The sequence below is a fragment of the Embleya sp. NPDC127516 genome (assembly GCF_044765325.1).
Taxonomy (GTDB): Bacteria; Actinomycetota; Actinomycetes; order Streptomycetales; family Streptomycetaceae; genus Embleya.
Map to the genome: position 1 here is coordinate 188,124 of NZ_JBIWJT010000006.1, position 17,317 is coordinate 205,440.

Sequence of the window (17,317 nt, forward strand, 5' to 3'; positions counted from 1 at the left end):
GGGCGAAGCCGCGAGGCCGGGGCGAAGCCGCGAGGCCGGGGCGAAGCCGCGAGGCCGGGGCGAAGCCGCGAGGCCGGGGCGAAGCCGCGAGGCCGGGGCGAAGCCGCGAGGCCGGATCGGGCCGCGGCGCGGGCCCGATCCGGTGTGTCGCTCAGCCCAGGTAGGGCGGGGTCTGGCCCCAATCCCAACGCGGCATCGGAGTCTCCGGCAGCGGCGGCGGGTTGGGGCCGGAGTAGATGATCGCCATCCGGGTGCCCCACTCCAGGTAGTACGCGAGCACGCCGCGGAATTCCGGGTCGGCGGGCAGGCCCACGTCGTCGGCCGTCTCCAGCAGCAGCGCGACCCATCGGCGCCGCTGCGTCTCGGTGATCCCCCGGCCGAGGTGCTTCGAGGCCATATGCCGATGCCCGCCCAACTCGGTGCTGTAGCGGGACGGCCCGCCGAACACCTCGCCCAGCCAGGACGCCACGTGCTCGGCGTGATGCGAATCCATGTCCGCGAACACCGGAGCGAGGATCTCGTCCTTGGCCACCCGCTCGTAGAACGTCCCGAAGAGCCGCTCGAACGCGGGCGCCCCGCCGGCCCACTCGTACAGCGATGGAGTCGAACCGCCCTTACCCACCACGTCGGTCACCGCGTAGTGCCGCATCTCCTCGATCGCGGTGACGTACGGGCGGATCGCGGCGAAGAACGCGGCGAAGTGCTCACCCTTGCGGAAGCCGTTCAGATGCGCGTCCGTCGACGTCCAGCGAATGCGCAGGATGTACGCGGACGGCTCCTCCTGACATCGGCTCAACTCGTAGTCCACGCACTCCGGCGCCGCCGCGAGCGACTCGGCGGCCCGCGCGTACGCGGCCTCGAATTCGGTGCCGTCCGCTTCGGCGATCGTGTAGCGGATGTATTCGACGATCATGAACGGTCCCCCATGCAAGACGCTGGTTCGATCGCGTCAACCATAGGCATGATCGCCCGCCCGGCGATCATCGACGCCAGCCGATTTCGCCATCCGCGTAAGCGAATCCACTCACTCAACCAGACACCACCGAGGCCCCGACCAGGGAAGCCCACCCGGGTGGCATCGGGCGTCGGGCCAAGCGGGGACGGGGGTCGGGCCGAGCGGAGACGGAGACCCGGCCCGGTGGAGGCCCCGCCCGAGCGGCGGCACGGGTCCGCCGAGCGACTACGGAAGTCCGGCCGAACCCGGCACAGGAGCCCGGCCCGATGGAGGCAGGAACCCGCCCGAGCGGCGGTAGGGGTTCGGCCGAGCGAGTACGGGAGCGCGGCCGACCAGGCACAGAAGCCCGGCCCGATGGAGGCAGGAACCCGCCCGAGCGGGAGCGGTTCGGCCGATCTGGCGTGGGAGCCCGCCCAAGCGGGGAGCAAGAACCCGGCCGAGCGGGAAAGCCAGAGCCCGCAACAGCGGGTGCAAGTACCCAGCCAAGTACGGGAGTCCGCCGAGCGGGGGCAGGAGCCCGGCTGATTGGAGGCAAGAACCCGCTGGAATGAGGGCAGGAGCCCGCCCCAATACCCGCAAGAGCCCAGCCGACCGGGTACGGGAGCCGGAACTCGGCCAAGCCGAGGGCAAAAACCTATCCGAGCGGAAGGCAGGAACCTGCCCCATCAACGGCAGGAGCCCACCCGAACAGGTACAAGATCCCAGCCGATCGAATGCGGAAGTCCGACCGAGCGGGAGCACGAGCCCGGGCCGGGGGCAAGAACCCACCCCCGCCGATGGCAGGAGCCCTCCCGAGCAGGAGCAAGAGCCCGGCCGAGCGGGAGGAGGAGCCCGGGCAAGGCGGCCAAGACCCGCCGGGCCAAGGACAGGAGCCTGCCGCCGTATCGGTGAAAGAGCCCGACCACGCGAAGGCAAGAGTCCAGCCGGGCGGGAGCAGGAGGGGCCCGGGCAGATCAGATGGCAAAGCCCGGCCAAGCTGGGGCTTGGGCTCGTCCCACCAAGAACAAGAGCCGCCCCAGTCGGTGCAAGAGCCCAGCCGACCCGGGGCGGGAGCCCGGCCAAGCCAAGCAGGCGCAGGAATCCGGTAGACCAGGCACGGCAGCCCCGCCAGGCAGGCACCAAGAACCCACCGGACCGAGGGCAAGAGCCTGTCCGAGCGGGAGCAGGGGCCTGCCCGACCAGGTGGCAAAGCCTCGGCCAGGCCAGGGGCGAGGACTCGCCCCACCGAGAACCAAGAGCCGCCCGAGCGAGAGCAAGAGCCCGCCGAGCGAGTGTGGGAGCCCGACCGAGCGGGCGTGGGAGTCCGGCCAACTCGGAGGCAAGAACCCCCCGGGCCAAGGACGGGGAGCTTGTTCGCGTCGGTTCAAGAACCCGGCCGGGCGGGCGTGGGAGCCCAACCAAGCGCCCGGGCGGGCGTGGGAGCCCGACCGGGCACCCGGACGGATGTGGGAGCCCAACCAAGCACCCGGACGGGCGTGGGAGCCCAACCAAGCACCCGGACGGGCGTGGGAGCCCGACCGGGCACCCGGGCGGGCGTGGGAGCCAACCGAGCCGGCCGGGCGGGCGTGGGAGCCCAACCGAGCAGCCCGGGCGAGTGCAATCCGGCTCGCGCCGCAGCCGGTGTGCACTCCGTCCGGTGAGCGCCGTCCGGCCCGCGCCGACAGTCGGTGTGTTCCCCGGCGCCCTCGCCGGCGGGCCGAACTCCGTCCAGCGCGCGGACGGCCGGCGAGGCTTCAGTCCGTCGCGGTCGGCCCGACGTCGAGCACCACCTTGCCGGCGACGCGTCGGCCCGCGAGGGCCTCGAACGCTCGCGCCACCCGCTCCCACGGCTCGCGCAGGCCGACCTCGACCACGAGTTCCCCGGTGGCCACCAGCGCGACCAGCGTGGCGAGATCGGCTCCCGGACTGCTCGCGTCGCCGAACGAACTCAGCGTTTGGGTCGCCCCCAGCGCGAACGTCGAATACGGCGGGAACACCGCAGGCTCCCCCGAAGCCCAGCCAACGCTCCGGATACCGCCTCCGGGCGCCAACAGCCCCCACGCGGCAACCAGTTGCGGCCCGCCGACGTTGTCGAGCACCAGGTCCAACGGCTCCTCGACACCCTCCAGGCCGGTGACGACCTCGGACGCGCCGAGGTCGACCAGTCCAGCGGCACGCTCCGGCGCACCGACGGAGGCGATCACGTACGCACCCGCCCGTGCGGCGAGTTGCACCGCCATGCGCCCGACACCGCCCGACGCACCGGTGATCAGGACACGTCGACCCGCCACCGGACCGCTTTCCCGCAGCACCCGCAACGCCGTGACGCCGGCCACGGGCAGTGCCGCGGCGGTCGCCGAGGCCACCGAGTCGGGCAGTTCCGCCAAGGCGTCGATGTCGACCGCCACCCGCCGCGCCCAAGCACCCGGCACACAGGCCACGACCCGACTGCCCACCTCGGGCCCACCGCCGTCGGCCGCCGCCCGCACCACCACGCCCGCCGCGTCGAAGCCGAGCACCGTCCCCGCCGGACGCACATCCGTACGCAGATCGCCATGGTTGACCGACACGTGCCGCACGTCGACCAGCACCTGCCCGGGCCCCGGTTCCGGCTCGGGTATCTCCGCCGCCCGGACCCCGGCCGGCGCCTCGGGATCCACGACCAGCGCTCGAACAGTCATATCCGCTCCCTCGATTGATCGATCCGGCGGCCGTGCCGGATGAGCCCGGCGCTCGGGCTCGGGCGCTCGGGCAACCGGGCAACCGGGCAACCGGGCAATCGGGCAATCGGGCAATCGGGCAACCAAGCGATCGGTAATCGGCTCCGGCCGCACACAGCACGCCACTTCGCCATACGGACCGCCAGTCCGGATGGTTCTCGGGTAATATACGGACCGTCAGTCCGATTGTTCAAGGAGGCCCCGTGTCGTCCCAGCCGGTCCACGAACGCGCCGATGCCACGCGCAACCGCCGTGCGATCCTGCGTGCCGCCGAGGACCTCCTGGCCCAACACGGCTTCGAGCACGTATCGCTGGACAAGGTCGCGGCGGCGGCGGGCGTCGGCAAAGGCACGGTGTTCCGCCGCTTCGGCAACCGCACGGGCCTGCTCCGCGCGCTACTGGAGGAACGTGCCCGCCTGCTCAGCGAGGCGATCGTCACGGGCCCGCCGCCCCTGGGCCCGGAGGCTCCCGCCGAGGTACGCCTGCCGGCCTTCCTCGACGCCCTCGCCGAACTCGCCGCCGGCAACATCGTCCTGCTGGCCGCCCACGAACGCGCCTGCGCCGAGGACAAGTACGCCGACCCCACCTACCTGCGCTGGCACGACCACATCACCGGCCTGCTCGCCCAATCCCACCCCGACCTGGACGTCGACTTCGTCGCCCACACCCTCCTGGGCATGTTCGACGCCGACCTGGTCCGCCACATCACCGACAACGGCGGCCCGGCCCGCCTCACCACATCGGTCCGCTCCCTAACCGCAGCCCTCCTGCAACCGGCCACCCACGCCGCCCGGCCGGATTAGCTCCGAGTCCACCCACCTCCGACCCCGACTCCGGCGAAGCCCGGGCTTCTCACCACGTGTCCCAATGCAGCACCTCCGAACTCGGGACTCGCGGGCCCCGCTTGAAGTCCGTCCCGATCGTGTGCGCCAGCGGGATCAGCGCCACGGGCATCACGTCGGCCGGCAGCCCGAGCAGTCGGGTGCCCTCGGGGCCGTAGAAGAGGTCGGGCGTGGTCCACGTCGTACCGAGCCCCCGGGCTCGCGCCGCAAGCATGAAACTCCACACCGCCGGCAGCACCGAACCCCACGTCCGGGCCTGCTCCGGCACCCCGACCGCGTCCGTACGACCGGTGATGCACGGAATCACGTGCACCGGCACCTCGTGCAGGTGGTCGAACAGGTAACCCGCACCCGCCATCACCCGCTGCATGGACTGCGGATTCGCCCAAGCCCGCGCCGCGTCCGCCGCCGGCACCGGCGTACCCGGCACCTCGCGCAGGCCCTTCCACACCAGGTCGGCCACGGCCTGCCGCCGCTCGGGATCGGTGACGACGACGAAGCTCCAGCGCTGTCGGTTTCGACCGTTCGGGGCCTGGAGCGCGAGTTCGACGCACTCCTCGATCAACCCCCGATCAACCTCGCGCCCCAGATCCAACCGAAACCGCACGGCCCTTGTGGTACCGAGCAGTTCGTCGGGCGAGAGAGGAAGAACGGTCATGATCAAACTCCTTCGAGAGGGAGCCAACCTGCACGGGAGAGCGCTTCGCCCATGAGTTGGCCACAGATGATTCGGGCAAAGATGGTTCGGACGCAGACGAGTTGAGGGCAGCCAAGTCGAGCGCAGAAGAGTCGGATCCAGATGCTTTGCACCCAGACGATTCGAACGCAGATGCGCCGCACCCAGATGTGTTGAGCCAAGACGAGTCGGACGCAGATGCATTGAGCGCAGACGAGTTGCGCCCAGACGAATCGGACGCAGACGCTTTGCGTCCAGACGAGTCGGATGTAGATGAGTTGAGCGAGGACGAATCGGACGCGGATGCACTGAGCACAGACGGATTGGACGCATAAGGACCGAGTACAGATGATTTGCGTCCAGACAAGTTGGATGAACATGATTCGGGCGCTGGTGCGTTGGGCCCAGACGAGTTGAGTGCAGACGAGTCGGACACAGATGCTCTGCACCCAGACGATTCGGACGCAGATGCGCGGCGCCCAGATGCGTTGGGCACAGACGAATTGGCCACGGACGAGTTGGGTGCAGAATGATTTTGTGCAGATGATCTGGGGCCAGATGATTGAAGGAAAACGTATGCCTACAGATCGTCTTGCGTCAAACAATCTTTCGGCGTGCGATAGCCTTGCGCCATGAAGAAGGCCGCCGTCGAGCACACCACCCAGGCCAAACCTCACTACTTCCCGCGGCTCGCCGAGGAGCGCGTGGACATCGCGCTGTGTCGCGCCGCCGCCGCGATGGCCCGCGCGGCCGACGCGCACGCCGCCGGTCAGGAGGTGGGTGTAGGTCAGCACCTCGTCCTGAAGATGCTCGACGCCGTCGGGCCGAGTGCACAGCAGGCGTTGGCCGAGGAACTGCGCATCGACCGCAGCGTCATGGTCGGCATCGTCGACTCGCTGCAAAAGGCCGGGCTGGTCCGCCGTGACCGCGACCCGGTCGATCGCCGCGCGTACGCCGTCACGATCACTGCCGCCGGCACCCGCGTACTCACCGAGGCAGAGCGCGACATCCCCGACTTCCTCGACAGCAGCTTCGCCGCACTGACCGCCGCCGAGCGCCGGCAACTCACCACCCTCCTCGGCAAACTCCTCGCGAAGTAGGACAACGAGTACCGGGAGGACGAGGAGCCCAGGACCGCAGGACCGGTAGGACCCAAGGACCGGACGGACCGGAAAGACGCCGATGGTCGGCAGGTTGCAGTGCGTCGTGTTGGACTGCCCGGACGTCCACGAACTCGCCCGGTTCTACGCGGCGCTTCTCGGCGGCGCCGTCGACCGACCCGATCCGCGCTGGGCGGTCGACTCCGACTTCGCGACCGTTCATACCGAGGCCGGGCTCGTGTTGGCGTTTCAGCGCGTCGCCGACTACCGGCCGCCGCAGTGGTCCGACGCCGCGCGTCCGCAGCAGTTTCACCTCGACGTGGACGTCCCGAACCTCGACGCCGCGCACGAGCAGGTCCTCGGACTCGGCGCCGTGTTGCTCCGTGTCGACCCTCGTGGTTGGCGGGTGTACGCCGATCCGGCGGGCCACCCCTTCTGCCTCCTCGGCCGATGACGACGAACCGCGCCGAAAACGAAGCGGGCACCGAGGCCGCCCTCGCGCCACTGACTTCCGCCGACCTATCCGACCTGCACGACTTCCTGGTCCGGGCCGACCTCACCCTCAGCGGGCTCGACGCGCCCACCGTGCGCCTGTGGTTGCTTCGGGACGCCGCCGGGGTCGTGCGCGGCAGTACCGGGTTCGAGTTGTCCGCTGCCGGCGAGCACGCCCTGATCCGCAGCGTCGCGGTGGATCAGGACGCTCGGCGGCAGGGACTGGGTCTCGATCTGGCACGCTACGCGCTCGACCGGGCCGCCGACGCCGGCGCCCGTCGGGCCTGGCTGTTCAGTCGCCGATCGGGACCGTTCTGGCGGAAGTTGGGCTTCGAACCGGCCGACCGAACCCGACTCGCGACCGTACTGGCCGAGACCCATCAGGTCTGCCTGTTTCGCGCGACCGGGCAACTCGACCGCGAGGTGGCCTGGTCCCGCGAGTTGAGCCCGGGGCGTACGCCCGCGCGCTGACGCCGGACACACCCGAGCCCGTCCCCCGATCCCGCCGGGCGCGACGCGGCGGGATCGGGAAGGACGGGCCCTGGCCCGGCCCGATCATCGGGCCGACTGCGGGACGCGGGCGAATCGGACGTGCGCCCCGCAGAGTCACTCGGACATTTGATCACCCAGGCGTCCAACCACGCGATCTGGTGACCCCTCGATCCCGTCGATCCCCTCGATCCCGTCGATCACGCGGTCACGTGCGCACCGCGTCCGGAGCCCTCATGATCCACGGCAAAGGCTCGATTCTGCCCGTCGAACTGTCATGCGATCTCCGAGATTCCTATAGCTACGGTGAAGAATGCAATTTCCGGAAGCCCTCCATCCGCTTGGCGGGCGTCGGCTATCCGGATACATCGTCACAAAAAGCACCATCAACCCCCGCACACATCCGCCCACATGCGCACGTGACCCCACCCAACCTCACTCGCCTCACCCGGCCTCACCCGCCCCCACGTGACCGAACACGACCCCACGCGCCCCCGCGTCCGCCCACCGCCGCACGGCCGCAGGCCGCACCGCCGCGCCTCCGCACCTCCGGATCACCGCAACAAGACCGCCCGGCCGCCCACTCACCCCCCGTCCCCGTACACCCGGGCCAACGCCGCCACCGCCGCCCGCATCCCGGCCCGCAGTTCCGCCGGTTCGAGCGCCTCCACCTCACCGCCGAACGGCAGCAGCGTCGTGATCGCCTGCTCGACCGACTCGATCGGGACGACCACCTCCACCCAGCCGTCCGCGTCGGGCCCGGTGGCGCTCGCCCGGGCCGCGTGCACCACGGCCGGTTCCGTCAGGTGCGTCAGCCGGTCCATGGCAATCGGCGACATCCGCACGGTCGCCGACGCGCGGAGCCGGCGGCGGTCGAACCGGTCCAGGTAGTCCTGCCAATGCGCCGCCAACGCGAACCCGGCCGGCCGCTCGAACGACCCCGATCGCACCTCGACGTCCAGGATCCGGGACACCCGGTACGTACGGATCGCCTCCCGTCCCCCGTCACCGTGCGGGCCGCCGCCCTCGGCCGACTCCGCGTGTGCGGCGACCAGATACCAGGCGCCCGCCTTGAGCACCACGCCGTACGGATCGACCACCCGCGTGGTCTCGCTCGGCTCGGCCCAGCGGAGATAGCGGATTCGCAACCGCCGGCGGTTCCACACCGAGTCCGCGACCTCGGCCAGGTGCGGTGTGGGGTCGGCGGCGCCGTACCAGGACGGCGCGTCGAGATGGAAGCACTCGGCGATCCGCCCGGCGCGGTCGCGCAGTTCGGCCGGGAGCGCCGCCATCAGCTTGAGATGCGCGGCGGTCAGCACCGAGCCCAGACCCAGGTCGGCGGCGGCGGTCGGCAGGCCGGTGAGGAACAGCGACTCGGCCTCGCCCGTGGTGAGCCCGGTCAGCCGGGTACGGAAGCCGTCGAGCAGTTCGTACCCGCCGCGATGGCCCGGATCCGCGTACAACGGCACCCCGGCCGCGCTCAGCGACTCCATGTCCCGGTAGATCGTGCGCACCGAGACCTCCAAGGTGTCCGCGATCTCCCGAGCCGTGACCCGCCCTCGGGTCTGCAACAACAACAGGATGGAGACCAGCCGACTCGCCCGCATGCGCGCATTCTGCCGAACTCCACTGACATAACGTGTCAGTGCAGTCCACCTACGGTCCGACCATGAACGCGACCCACACCACCGACATCGCCTCGGACCCCACCCCCGCGCCTACCTCCGCGCCCGGCACCGGCGCCGGCCCCGACACGAACGAGGCCCTCTTCCCCCTCGACAGAGACATCGACGTCGACATCGACATCGACGAGTTCGTCGACCGCTACGTCGCCGTGTGGAACGAACCGGACCCGACCGCCCGCCGGGCCGCCGTGGTGGGGCTGTGGGCACCGGACGGAATCGAGACCATCGAGTCCGGGCGATACGTCGGGCACGAGGCACTGCTGGCTAGGGTCACCGAGGCGTACGAGCAGTTGGTCGCCGGGGGCGGGTTCGTCTTCCGCTCGGCCGAGGACGCGGTCGGTCACAACGGCACGATCACCTTCACGACGTACATGATCCCGGCGGCCGGCGGCGATGTCGCGTGGACCGGGCGCATGGTGGTCCGGCTCGGCCCGGACGGCCGGATCCGGCATGACCGGCAGTTCACCGTGCCGACCGATCCGACGCCCGGCACCGGCGCCGTGGTCGCCGAGTTCGTCCGCCGGGTCGGCGCGGGCGACCCGGACCGGATCGCCGAACTGTTCGCCGATCGGGTGGACTGGCTGCTCGACTGGCCGGCCGAGGGCCACCCGGCGACGCCGTGGATCCGGTCGCGCTCGACCCGAGCAGACGTCGCCGCGCACTTTCGCGAACTGGCCGCCGCGCACACCGACGACCACGCCCCGAACACGCACGCGGACACGGACACGGAATCGGATACGGATACGGATACCGACGTCGACGTCCCCACCGCCGGACCCGACCCGCGGATCCTGCTCGACGGGCCCGAGGCGGTCCTGCTCACCGAAATCCGCCGCACCGCAGCGTCCACCGGAACGGCCTACCGAGCCATGTGCGCGGTCCACGTCACCGTCGAAGCGGGCCTGATCAGCCGCTATCACGTATACGAGGACAGTCTCACCGTGGCCCGCGCCCACACCGTCGGCAACCGACCGACCGACACCCCAACGACCTGACGACCTGACGTCCCGCACCCGGTCGGCGGCACTCGCACCGCGCCCTGCCCCGCGACGCTCGACACCCGAGGCCCCGCCACGCACCCACCGCCGACCGGCCGGGATCCCCGTACAAAACCGCGCCCTTGAGCCGGGCCCTAACCCTTCAGCGCCTCTCCCAACAACGCCGTGGCCCGCGACCAGGCATCCGCCGCAGCCACCGGACGGTACGTATCGCGCTCCGGGCAGCAGAAGCCGTGCGGCGTGTCCGGGTACACCACGAACTCGTGCCGCACGCCCGCCTCGGCCAGCCGGCCCGCGATCGACTCCCGCTGGTCGGCCGTGTACAGGTGGTCGTCCGCGCCGATCAGCACCAGTACCAAGGTGTTGTGCCGGGTCAACAGAGGAGTCAGCTCCACTGTCGGCTCCGGCCGCCCCAACGTGATCTCGCCGCCGGTCAGCCAACCCGGATAGAACACGACCAGCGCCGCCAACGGCACCTGCGTCGCCGCGTAGTAGGCGATGTGCCCACCCGCGCTCAACCCCAACATCGCGGTCGGCGCGTCGTCGCCGAAGCGTCGGCTCAACTCCGCGATGGTCGCGGTGACATCGCCGCGGACGCCGGCCCGGGTCAGCCCGCCGACCAGTTCGAGTCCGCGAGCCCGCCCGTCGGGGTCGGCGGGCAACTCGATCCGGTGGCCCGCCCGATGGTAGAAGTCCGGTACCAGGGCTCGGAAGCCGAGGCCCGCGAGCGTGTCGGCGACGCCCCGCACATAGCCGGTGACGCCGAACATCTCGAAGCCCACGAGCACGTTCGGATGCGGTCCGGGTCCGCTGGGTCGGGCCAGATACCCCGACATCGGCGCCGCCGCGCCGGGTACGTCGATCTCGATCCACTCGGTGACGATTTTGCTCATGCCACCGACCGTAGATCCGTTCCACTCCGGCATCCATGCGTCGTCTTTACTGGTAACAGCAGTACCAGGACCCATCCGCACCAGGACCCATACCGAGATCGGCCCGAAGTCGAGACGGCCGCCGAAGTCGAGTCGCCCTCGAAGCGGCACGACCCCAGGCCGCCACCGACCTCCAGGCCACCACCGACCCCGCCACCGGCCGAAGCCCCACCAAGGAACCCCCAGAATGCCCGCAACGCCGGACGGCCACCCCGCTCCCGATCGCCCCACTCCCGGCCACCCCGCTCCCGGCCACCCCGCTCCCGATCGCCCCGCCCGCGAGTTCGCCGACTTCCTACGCTCGCGCCGCGCTCGGCTGCGACCCGCCGACGTCGGTCTGCCGCCGGGGACCCGCCGCCGCACCGGTGGCCTGCGCCGTGAGGAGGTCGCGGGCCTCGCCGCGATCTCGACCACGTACTACACGTTCCTCGAACAGGGCCGCGACGTACATCCCTCCCGCCAGGTCCTGGACGCGCTCGGCACCGCGCTGCGGCTCGAACCGGCCGAGCACGCCCACCTGATCCGGCTCGCCGAGGGCGTACCCGCAACCGCCCGCGCAGACGGGCCCGAAGGGCCCGACGAGGTTCTCGACCCCGCGGTGGCGGCGCTGGTCGACCGCCTCGACCCGCACCCGACCTACGTCACCGGCCGCCGCTTCGACGTGCTCGCCGCCAACGGCGCGGCCCGCGCCTTGTGGGCCGACTGGCCGCGCCTGCCGCCCGAGGAACGCAATATCGTGTGGTGGACCCTGGTCGCCCCGGAAGCCCGCACCCGCCTCGTCGACTGGGAGGCCGAGGCCGTCGGCGCCTTGGCCCGCTTCCGTGCCGCCGCCGACCGCCACCCGGGTGATCCGGCCATCGCGGACCTGATCCGACGCCTGCGCGCCGCCGGTCCGGAGGCGGACGCGTGGTGGTCCCGACACGACGTGCGCGACCTGTCCTCCGGTCGAAAGCGCCTGTACCACCCGAGGTTGGGCCGCCTCGACCTGACTCACGTGGTCCTGCGGGTCGCCGACGCCCCGGAGCAGAAGCTCGTCACCTTCACCGCCGACCCGCCGCACCAGGCCCGGATCGCCGAGCTCGTCCGCGAAGCCGAGCGCGACGCGCGGAACGCCGACGACGCGCGCTGACCGAGCCGGGGTCGGCGGCGGCGCCGGCCTTGTCACTCACGTAAGTGACAAGGCCCGCCGCCCGTCACCCACGTAGGTGACAACCCCCGCCCCCGACCCGACCAACCGGCACCGCAACGCCACCACCCCGCTACGCCACCACCCCGCCACGCCCCCCGCCACCCCACTACGCCCCGAAAACCCGCTCACCCCCCACAAACGTCTCCAACACCCGCGTAGCCCCGATCTCACTCTCCGGCGCCGCGAACGGATCACGGTCGAGCACCACCAGGTCCGCGTGGTTGCCCACCACGATGCTTCCGGTGTCGTCCAGGTGGTTCACGTACGCGCTGCCCGCCGTGTACGCCGCCAGCGCCGTGTGCAGGTCGAGCCGCTGCTCCGGGAAGAACACCGGCGAGTCCGACCCGTGGATGCGCCGGTTCACCGCGACGTGGATGCCCTGAATCGGATCCGGGCTGGACACCGGCCAGTCGCTGCCCGCGACCAACGTCGCACCGCTACGTGCCAGTTCGCCGAACGGGTACTGCCACGCGGCCCGCTCCGCGCCCAGGAAGGGGATGGTCAGCGTGTCCATCTGCGGCTCGTGCGCGGCCCACAGCGGTTGCATGTTCGCGCTCGCGCCGAGTTCGCGGAAGCGGCCGATGTCCGCCGGGTGCACCACCTGGAGGTGGGCCAGATGCGGCCGGGTGTCCTTCCACCCGTTCGCCGCGCGCATCGCGGCCACCGCGTCCAGCGCCTCGCGCACCGCGCGGTCGCCCAGCGCGTGGAAGTGCACCTGGAAGTCGTGCGCGTCCAGTGCCGTGACATACCGGCGCAGCGCCTGCGGCTCGATGAAGCTGATCCCGCTGTTGTCCGACGCGCATCCGCACGCCGTCAGGTACGGGCTGAGCATCGCGGCGGTGAAGTTCTCCGCGATGCCGTCCTGCATGATCTTGACGGTCGTACACGACAACCGCCCTCGCGTGCCCGCCTCGCGTCGGGCCAGCAGGTCCTCGATCTGCTCGATCCCGCGGTCCCGCTGCCACCACAACGAGCCGACCACGCGCGCGGTCAACTGCCCTCGGTCCGCCGCCGTCAGGTACGCGGCGCTCGCGTCGGTGATGTTGGCGTGCGCGCCGAGCAGCGCGTCCTGCCACGCGGTGACGCCGAGCGAGTGCAACAACCGCTGGGCCCGGAGCAGGCCGGCCACCTGGTCCTCGGGAGTGAGCGCGGGCAGCAGCCGGCCGACCAGGTCCGCCGCGCCCTCTTGAAGCACCCCGGTCGGCGCGCCGTCCGCGTCGCGCTCGATCCGGCCGTCGGCCGGATCCGGGGTGTCCCGGGTGATGCCCGCCAGGCGCAGCGCCATGCTGTTCGCCCACGCGCCGTGGTGGTCCCGGTTGGGCAGGAACACCGGGCGGTCGGGGACCAGTTCGTCCAGCATCGACCGGTGCGGCAGGCCGCCCGGGAATGCCTCCATCGACCAGCCGCCGCCGGTGATCCACTCCAGGTCCGGGTGGGCGTCGGCGTAGGCCCGCACGGCCTGCCGGTATTCGGCGAGCGTCTCGTGCTCGGACAGGTCGCACTGACCCATCTCCACGCCGCCGCCCACCGGGTGCACGTGCGCGTCCTGGAAGCCCGGGATCAGCAGCTTCCCCGCGAGGTCGACGACCTCCGTACGGGCGCCGATCAACGCGCGCACCTCGTCGTGCCCGACCGCGACGATCCGCCCGTCGCGCACGGCCACCGAGCTCGCCCGGCTGCGCCCGGCGTCGACCGTGTACACCGCGCCGCCGGTGAAGACCACGTCCGCACCGGCGGACGCGGAAGCGGACACCGCGGTCGAAGCAGCGGTGGACACCTCGGTCGAGACAGAAGCGGACACCGCGGTGGAAACAGCGGCGGACGCCCCGGTGGAGGTGTGAACGATGTGGTCGGTGGTGCTCATGCGTTTTCCTTGGACTTGAAGGCGTCGAAGTCGGCGGCGTCGTTGTAGCGGTCCATCGGCAGTTCGATCGAGTCGCCGTCGGTGCCCCGACCGGTCTCGAAGTAGGCCGACTTGCGCACGTACTTGGCGTAGGCGGCGAACCCCAGACCGGTGAGGATCACCACCATCGGCACGGAGAACATGAACCAGCCGTTGTCGGGGCTGAGTTCGAAGCTGTCGCTCATGGTCAGGTAGTCGTAGGCGAGGTACGCGCCGACGCCCAGCAGCGCGCATCCGCTCACCCCGGGGATGACCACGGCGCGCACCGCCTCGCGTCGGTCGGTGCGCAGCGTCGGCCGGAACCGCACCGCGCAGGCGATCGCGGTCAGACCGTAGTAGAACGCCACGATCAGGCCGATCGAGTTGACCGCGGCCAGGATCATGTCGTTGAGCTTGGGGATGCCGATCGCCAGTACGGCGGTGCCGGCCGCGATCGCCATGATCAGCACCGTGCCGATCGCGGGCGATCCGAAGGTCGGGTGGATCCGGGTCCACACCTTGCCGAGCGTCTGGTCGCGGCCCATCGCGAGCATGCCGCGCGCGGTGGGGATGACGCCGGACTGCAACGACGCGATCGCGGAGAAGATCAGCGCGAGCAGCGGCAGGCTCGCCCACGGGTCGGCGGCCAGGTGCGCGCCCAGGAAGGTCAGTCCCTGCGGTCCGTTCTCGGTCAGTTCCGGAACGGTCATCACCCGCTGGAAGGCGATCGCGCCGAGCAGGAACATGCCGAGCATCACGAACAGCGCGATCAGCCCGCCTCGGGCCGAGTCCTCGGGGTTCTTCGTCTCCTCCGTGACGCTGAACGCCGCGTCCCAACCCCAGAAGAAGAACACCGCGAGCACCAGGCCCTGGGCGAAGTCCGAGGCCGAGTCGATCTCGAACGGGTTGAACCACGAGAACGAGAACGGCTGGTCGCCGGAGGCGATCGCCCAGACGCAGAAGACCAGCAGCACCGCGTACTCGAAGACCAGCAGGAAGGTCTGCAACCGGGTGGCCTGACGCACGCCGGTGATCGCGAGCACGGTGACCACCACCAGGACGATCAGGCCCAGGACGGTACTGAGCTTGGTCGAGTTCGGGTCCAGGGCCAGCCCCGCGAACTCGTGCCAACCGGCCTTGTTGGCGAATTGGAGCAGCACCGAGCCGGTGATCGCGCTGGTGTAGGCGAGGAAGATGATCGACCCGGCGAGGGCGACCCAGCCGGTGAGGAAGCCCGACCACGGGCCGATCGACTTGCCGACCCAGACATAGCCGCTGCCGCAGTTCGGCTCGACCCGGTTGAGTCGGGCGTACGCTCCGGCGATGCCGAGCATCGGCAGGAAGGCGATCAGGATGATCGCCGGCGTGGCCAACCCGACGGTGGCGGCCAGGCTGCCCATGCCGACGCCGATGCTGGTGGTGGCCGCCGTACTGGACGCGGCCACCGCAATGCCGTCGACGACACCGAGCGACTTGCGCAGCGCGGGCGGTTGATCGTCCCGGGGCAGGTTCGTGGACATCGGCGCTCCAAGGGAGGCTAAAGCGGACGGGGGGTGGACGCCGATGAAACAGCCTGCGTCAGAATTACGTCAATGGTGTTGACATAAGGTGTGGCGCGAACACGCCGGCACGCGGGACCTTGGCGGGCAGGCGGGGGCGGCCGGCCGGACAGCAGCCGGCCGGACAGCCGGACAAGCTTCGGAGGATCGTGTGGACGGAGCAGACGGAGTGGACGGGGTGGATCGCGCGGACCGCACGGACCACGTGGGCCGCACGGACCGCACGGACCGCGTGGTGGGTGAACGTCGCCGGCGCAGGCCGACCAAGTCGGGGAGCGTTTTGTCCGAGGATGTCATTGTCGATTGTGCAGTACGCCTGATCGGACACCACGGTGCGCAGGCGCTGACGGTCCGCAAGCTCGGCGCCGCGCTCGGGTGCGACCCCACCGCCATCTACCGATACTTCCGCGGCACCGACGACCTGCTGCTCGCGATCGCCGACTTCCTGATCGGCGAGACGCTGGCCGGCTACCGGCCGGGCCCGGACTGGGTGGCCTCGCTGCGCGAGCTGGGCCTGCGGGTCCGTGACGGCTACCTGCGGCACCCGCGCGTGGCCGCCGTCGCGGCGTCCCGGGTGACCCGGCGGCACAACGAGTTCCGGGCCGTGGAGATCGGCGTGGCCCTGCTGCTCTCGGCGGGCTTCTCCCCCGCCGACGCGGTGCGCTACTACCGGGTGTTCATCGACACCGTGCTCGCGCACGCGGCCCTGGAAGCGTCGTACGCCGCGCTCGCGCCCGAGGTGCGCGAGGCCGACGACCGCTCCTGGGAGGAGACGTACAACAGGCTGTCCGGCGCGGACTATCCGGCCATCGGCACGGTCCGTCGGCACCTGCCCCAGGGGATGGCGGGCAGCCCCTTCGAGGACGTGCTCGACCTGCTGCTGGAATCGCTCGCCCGACGGGTGTGAATGCGGTCGGACACAGCGTCACCGATCGCCACGATCGGTGCCGTGACGAACATTTGACGCTACGTCAACAATGCAGGCGGGTACGTGTGTCGTAGGGGGTGCCGCAGACTCGATAAGGTGGCGCGTGTTTCCAGACCTCACCCACTCCCACGGGGGATCCGTGCTGATCGACAAGTTCATGCATGGCGTCGTGGCGCCCACCGCGAAGGCGATCTACCGCCCGCGTACCGAGGGCCGCGAGAACGTACCGATGACCGGCCCGGTCATCATCGCCAGCAACCACCTGTCGTTCGTTGACAGCGTCGCGATCCCCGTGGTCATGCCGCGCAAGGTGTCGTTCCTCGCGAAGGCCGAGTACTTCGACGGCCCCGGGCTCAAGGGCCGGGTCAGCAATGCCTTCTTCTCCGGAATCGGCGCCGTCCCGGTGCCCCGAGGTGCGCACAGCGCGGCGAAGGCCGCCCTGCAGACGGCGCTTTCGGTACTCGAACGCGGCGACGCGTTCGGGATCTACCCCGAGGGCACCCGCTCTCGGGACGGCCGGCTCTACCGCGGCCGGACGGGGGTCGCGTGGCTCACGCTGGCCGCGCGGTGCCCGGTGGTGCCGGTCGGCATCATCGACACCGACCGGGTCCAGCCGATCGGCTCGAACATCCCGAGGTTGTCGCCGCGCGCGCTCATCCGCTTCGGTGAGCCGCTCGACTTCTCGCGCCACTTCGGACGCACGGACGTGGCCCGGGCGCGGCGCGAGATCACCGACGAGATCATGGAAGCGATCCAGAAGTTGTCGGGTCAGGACTACGCGGGCGTGTACAACGAGACGCCGGCGGAGGTCTGAGCGTCTGAGCCCGGGCCCCTCGGCCGACGCCGCGACCCGGCGAACCCGGCTGCGACCCGGCGATCCCGGCCGTCGCC

At 70.8% G+C, this 17,317-nt stretch carries 15 protein-coding genes; 8 read left to right on the forward strand and 7 right to left on the reverse strand.

Translation table 11 applies throughout. The features are described from left to right. Window positions 1-151: 151 nt before the first annotated feature. Together ACIRL2_RS13930 and ACIRL2_RS13935 are read right to left on the reverse strand one after the other, a co-directional pair. The gene (locus ACIRL2_RS13930) at window positions 152-913 is read right to left on the reverse strand and encodes a group II truncated hemoglobin (protein WP_395865454.1); all 762 of its coding nucleotides are present in this window, start codon (window positions 911-913) and stop codon (window positions 152-154) included. A 1,775-nt stretch (window positions 914-2,688) separates the two neighbouring features. Beyond that, window positions 2,689-3,615, reverse strand: a complete 927-nt coding sequence (locus tag ACIRL2_RS13935) for a zinc-binding dehydrogenase (RefSeq protein ID WP_402232148.1) — start codon at window positions 3,613-3,615, stop codon at window positions 2,689-2,691. Between the two features lie 242 nt (window positions 3,616-3,857). Here ACIRL2_RS13935 and ACIRL2_RS13940 point away from each other — a divergent pair, with 242 nt between their 5' ends. Continuing rightward, window positions 3,858-4,457: a TetR/AcrR family transcriptional regulator gene (locus tag ACIRL2_RS13940; protein ID WP_395865458.1), complete on the forward strand. Its 600-nt coding sequence runs from the start codon at window positions 3,858-3,860 to the stop codon at window positions 4,455-4,457. Window positions 4,458-4,506: 49 nt separating this feature from the next. Here the strand turns inward: ACIRL2_RS13940 and ACIRL2_RS13945 are convergent, their stop codons facing one another. Then, a complete protein-coding gene (locus ACIRL2_RS13945) occupies window positions 4,507-5,154 on the reverse strand; it encodes a nitroreductase family protein (RefSeq protein ID WP_395865459.1) in 648 nt (215 codons plus the stop codon). 650 nt (window positions 5,155-5,804) lie between these two features. Here ACIRL2_RS13945 and ACIRL2_RS13950 point away from each other — a divergent pair. The 3 genes from ACIRL2_RS13950 to ACIRL2_RS13960 all read left to right on the forward strand — a co-directional run bounded on the left by ACIRL2_RS13950 (window position 5,805) and on the right by ACIRL2_RS13960 (window position 7,235). Then, window positions 5,805-6,272: a MarR family winged helix-turn-helix transcriptional regulator gene (locus tag ACIRL2_RS13950; protein ID WP_395865460.1), complete on the forward strand. Its 468-nt coding sequence runs from the start codon at window positions 5,805-5,807 to the stop codon at window positions 6,270-6,272. 82 nt (window positions 6,273-6,354) lie between these two features. Then, on the forward strand, window positions 6,355-6,726 hold the full coding sequence (locus ACIRL2_RS13955; protein ID WP_395865461.1) for a VOC family protein: 372 nt from the start codon (window positions 6,355-6,357) through the stop codon (window positions 6,724-6,726). Continuing rightward, the gene (locus ACIRL2_RS13960) at window positions 6,723-7,235 is read left to right on the forward strand and encodes a GNAT family N-acetyltransferase (RefSeq protein ID WP_395865463.1); all 513 of its coding nucleotides are present in this window, start codon (window positions 6,723-6,725) and stop codon (window positions 7,233-7,235) included. Before ACIRL2_RS13955 ends, ACIRL2_RS13960 begins: the two co-directional genes overlap by 4 nt. Before the next feature lie 602 nt (window positions 7,236-7,837). On the opposite strand, the gene ACIRL2_RS13965 is transcribed toward ACIRL2_RS13960, so the two are convergent. Continuing rightward, window positions 7,838-8,860 (reverse strand): helix-turn-helix transcriptional regulator, encoded by a 1,023-nt coding sequence (locus ACIRL2_RS13965; protein ID WP_402232151.1) that lies wholly within the window; start codon window positions 8,858-8,860, stop codon window positions 7,838-7,840. A 545-nt stretch (window positions 8,861-9,405) separates the two neighbouring features. On the opposite strand from ACIRL2_RS13965, the gene ACIRL2_RS13970 reads away from it, so the two are divergent. Beyond that, a complete protein-coding gene (locus tag ACIRL2_RS13970; RefSeq protein ID WP_402232374.1) occupies window positions 9,406-9,933 on the forward strand; it encodes a nuclear transport factor 2 family protein in 528 nt (175 codons plus the stop codon). 137 nt (window positions 9,934-10,070) lie between these two features. Here ACIRL2_RS13970 and ACIRL2_RS13975 read toward each other — a convergent pair whose 3' ends face one another. Next, a complete protein-coding gene (locus ACIRL2_RS13975; protein WP_402232153.1) occupies window positions 10,071-10,829 on the reverse strand; it encodes a dienelactone hydrolase family protein in 759 nt (252 codons plus the stop codon). 226 nt (window positions 10,830-11,055) lie between these two features. On the opposite strand from ACIRL2_RS13975, the gene ACIRL2_RS13980 reads away from it, so the two are divergent. Continuing rightward, entirely contained in the window at window positions 11,056-11,997 is a 942-nt protein-coding gene (locus ACIRL2_RS13980; protein ID WP_402232155.1) for a helix-turn-helix transcriptional regulator, read from the forward strand. 166 nt (window positions 11,998-12,163) lie between these two features. Here the strand turns inward: ACIRL2_RS13980 and ACIRL2_RS13985 are convergent, their stop codons facing one another. Then, window positions 12,164-13,921 carry an amidohydrolase gene (locus ACIRL2_RS13985; protein ID WP_402232156.1) on the reverse strand — a complete coding sequence of 586 codons (1,758 nt, stop codon included), beginning with the start codon at window positions 13,919-13,921 and terminating at the stop codon, window positions 12,164-12,166. Continuing rightward, window positions 13,918-15,459 carry an APC family permease gene (locus ACIRL2_RS13990; RefSeq protein WP_395865474.1) on the reverse strand — a complete coding sequence of 514 codons (1,542 nt, stop codon included), beginning with the start codon at window positions 15,457-15,459 and terminating at the stop codon, window positions 13,918-13,920. The genes ACIRL2_RS13985 and ACIRL2_RS13990 overlap by 4 nt, the downstream gene beginning before the upstream one ends. 217 nt (window positions 15,460-15,676) lie before the next feature. Here ACIRL2_RS13990 and ACIRL2_RS13995 point away from each other — a divergent pair, with 217 nt between their 5' ends. Continuing rightward, window positions 15,677-16,405, forward strand: coding sequence for a TetR/AcrR family transcriptional regulator (locus ACIRL2_RS13995; RefSeq protein WP_402232376.1), 729 nt, complete (start codon window positions 15,677-15,679; stop codon window positions 16,403-16,405). Between the two features lie 70 nt (window positions 16,406-16,475). Next, a complete protein-coding gene (locus ACIRL2_RS14000; protein ID WP_402232158.1) occupies window positions 16,476-17,240 on the forward strand; it encodes a lysophospholipid acyltransferase family protein in 765 nt (254 codons plus the stop codon). Window positions 17,241-17,317: the final 77 nt, after the last annotated feature.

Coding starts and splice junctions, on each gene's coding strand:
- ACIRL2_RS13930 (WP_395865454.1), bottom strand. CDS start 913: ATGATCGTCGAATACATCCGCTACACGATCGCCGAAGCGGACGGCACC.
- ACIRL2_RS13935 (WP_402232148.1), bottom strand. CDS start 3,615: ATGACTGTTCGAGCGCTGGTCGTGGATCCCGAGGCGCCGGCCGGGGTC.
- ACIRL2_RS13945 (WP_395865459.1), bottom strand. CDS start 5,154: ATGACCGTTCTTCCTCTCTCGCCCGACGAACTGCTCGGTACCACAAGG.
- ACIRL2_RS13950 (WP_395865460.1), top strand. CDS start 5,805: ATGAAGAAGGCCGCCGTCGAGCACACCACCCAGGCCAAACCTCACTAC.
- ACIRL2_RS13955 (WP_395865461.1), top strand. CDS start 6,355: ATGGTCGGCAGGTTGCAGTGCGTCGTGTTGGACTGCCCGGACGTCCAC.
- ACIRL2_RS13960 (WP_395865463.1), top strand. CDS start 6,723: ATGACGACGAACCGCGCCGAAAACGAAGCGGGCACCGAGGCCGCCCTC.
- ACIRL2_RS13965 (WP_402232151.1), bottom strand. CDS start 8,860: ATGCGGGCGAGTCGGCTGGTCTCCATCCTGTTGTTGTTGCAGACCCGA.
- ACIRL2_RS13975 (WP_402232153.1), bottom strand. CDS start 10,829: ATGAGCAAAATCGTCACCGAGTGGATCGAGATCGACGTACCCGGCGCG.
- ACIRL2_RS13980 (WP_402232155.1), top strand. CDS start 11,056: ATGCCCGCAACGCCGGACGGCCACCCCGCTCCCGATCGCCCCACTCCC.
- ACIRL2_RS13985 (WP_402232156.1), bottom strand. CDS start 13,921: ATGAGCACCACCGACCACATCGTTCACACCTCCACCGGGGCGTCCGCC.
- ACIRL2_RS13990 (WP_395865474.1), bottom strand. CDS start 15,459: ATGTCCACGAACCTGCCCCGGGACGATCAACCGCCCGCGCTGCGCAAG.
- ACIRL2_RS14000 (WP_402232158.1), top strand. CDS start 16,476: ATGCAGGCGGGTACGTGTGTCGTAGGGGGTGCCGCAGACTCGATAAGG.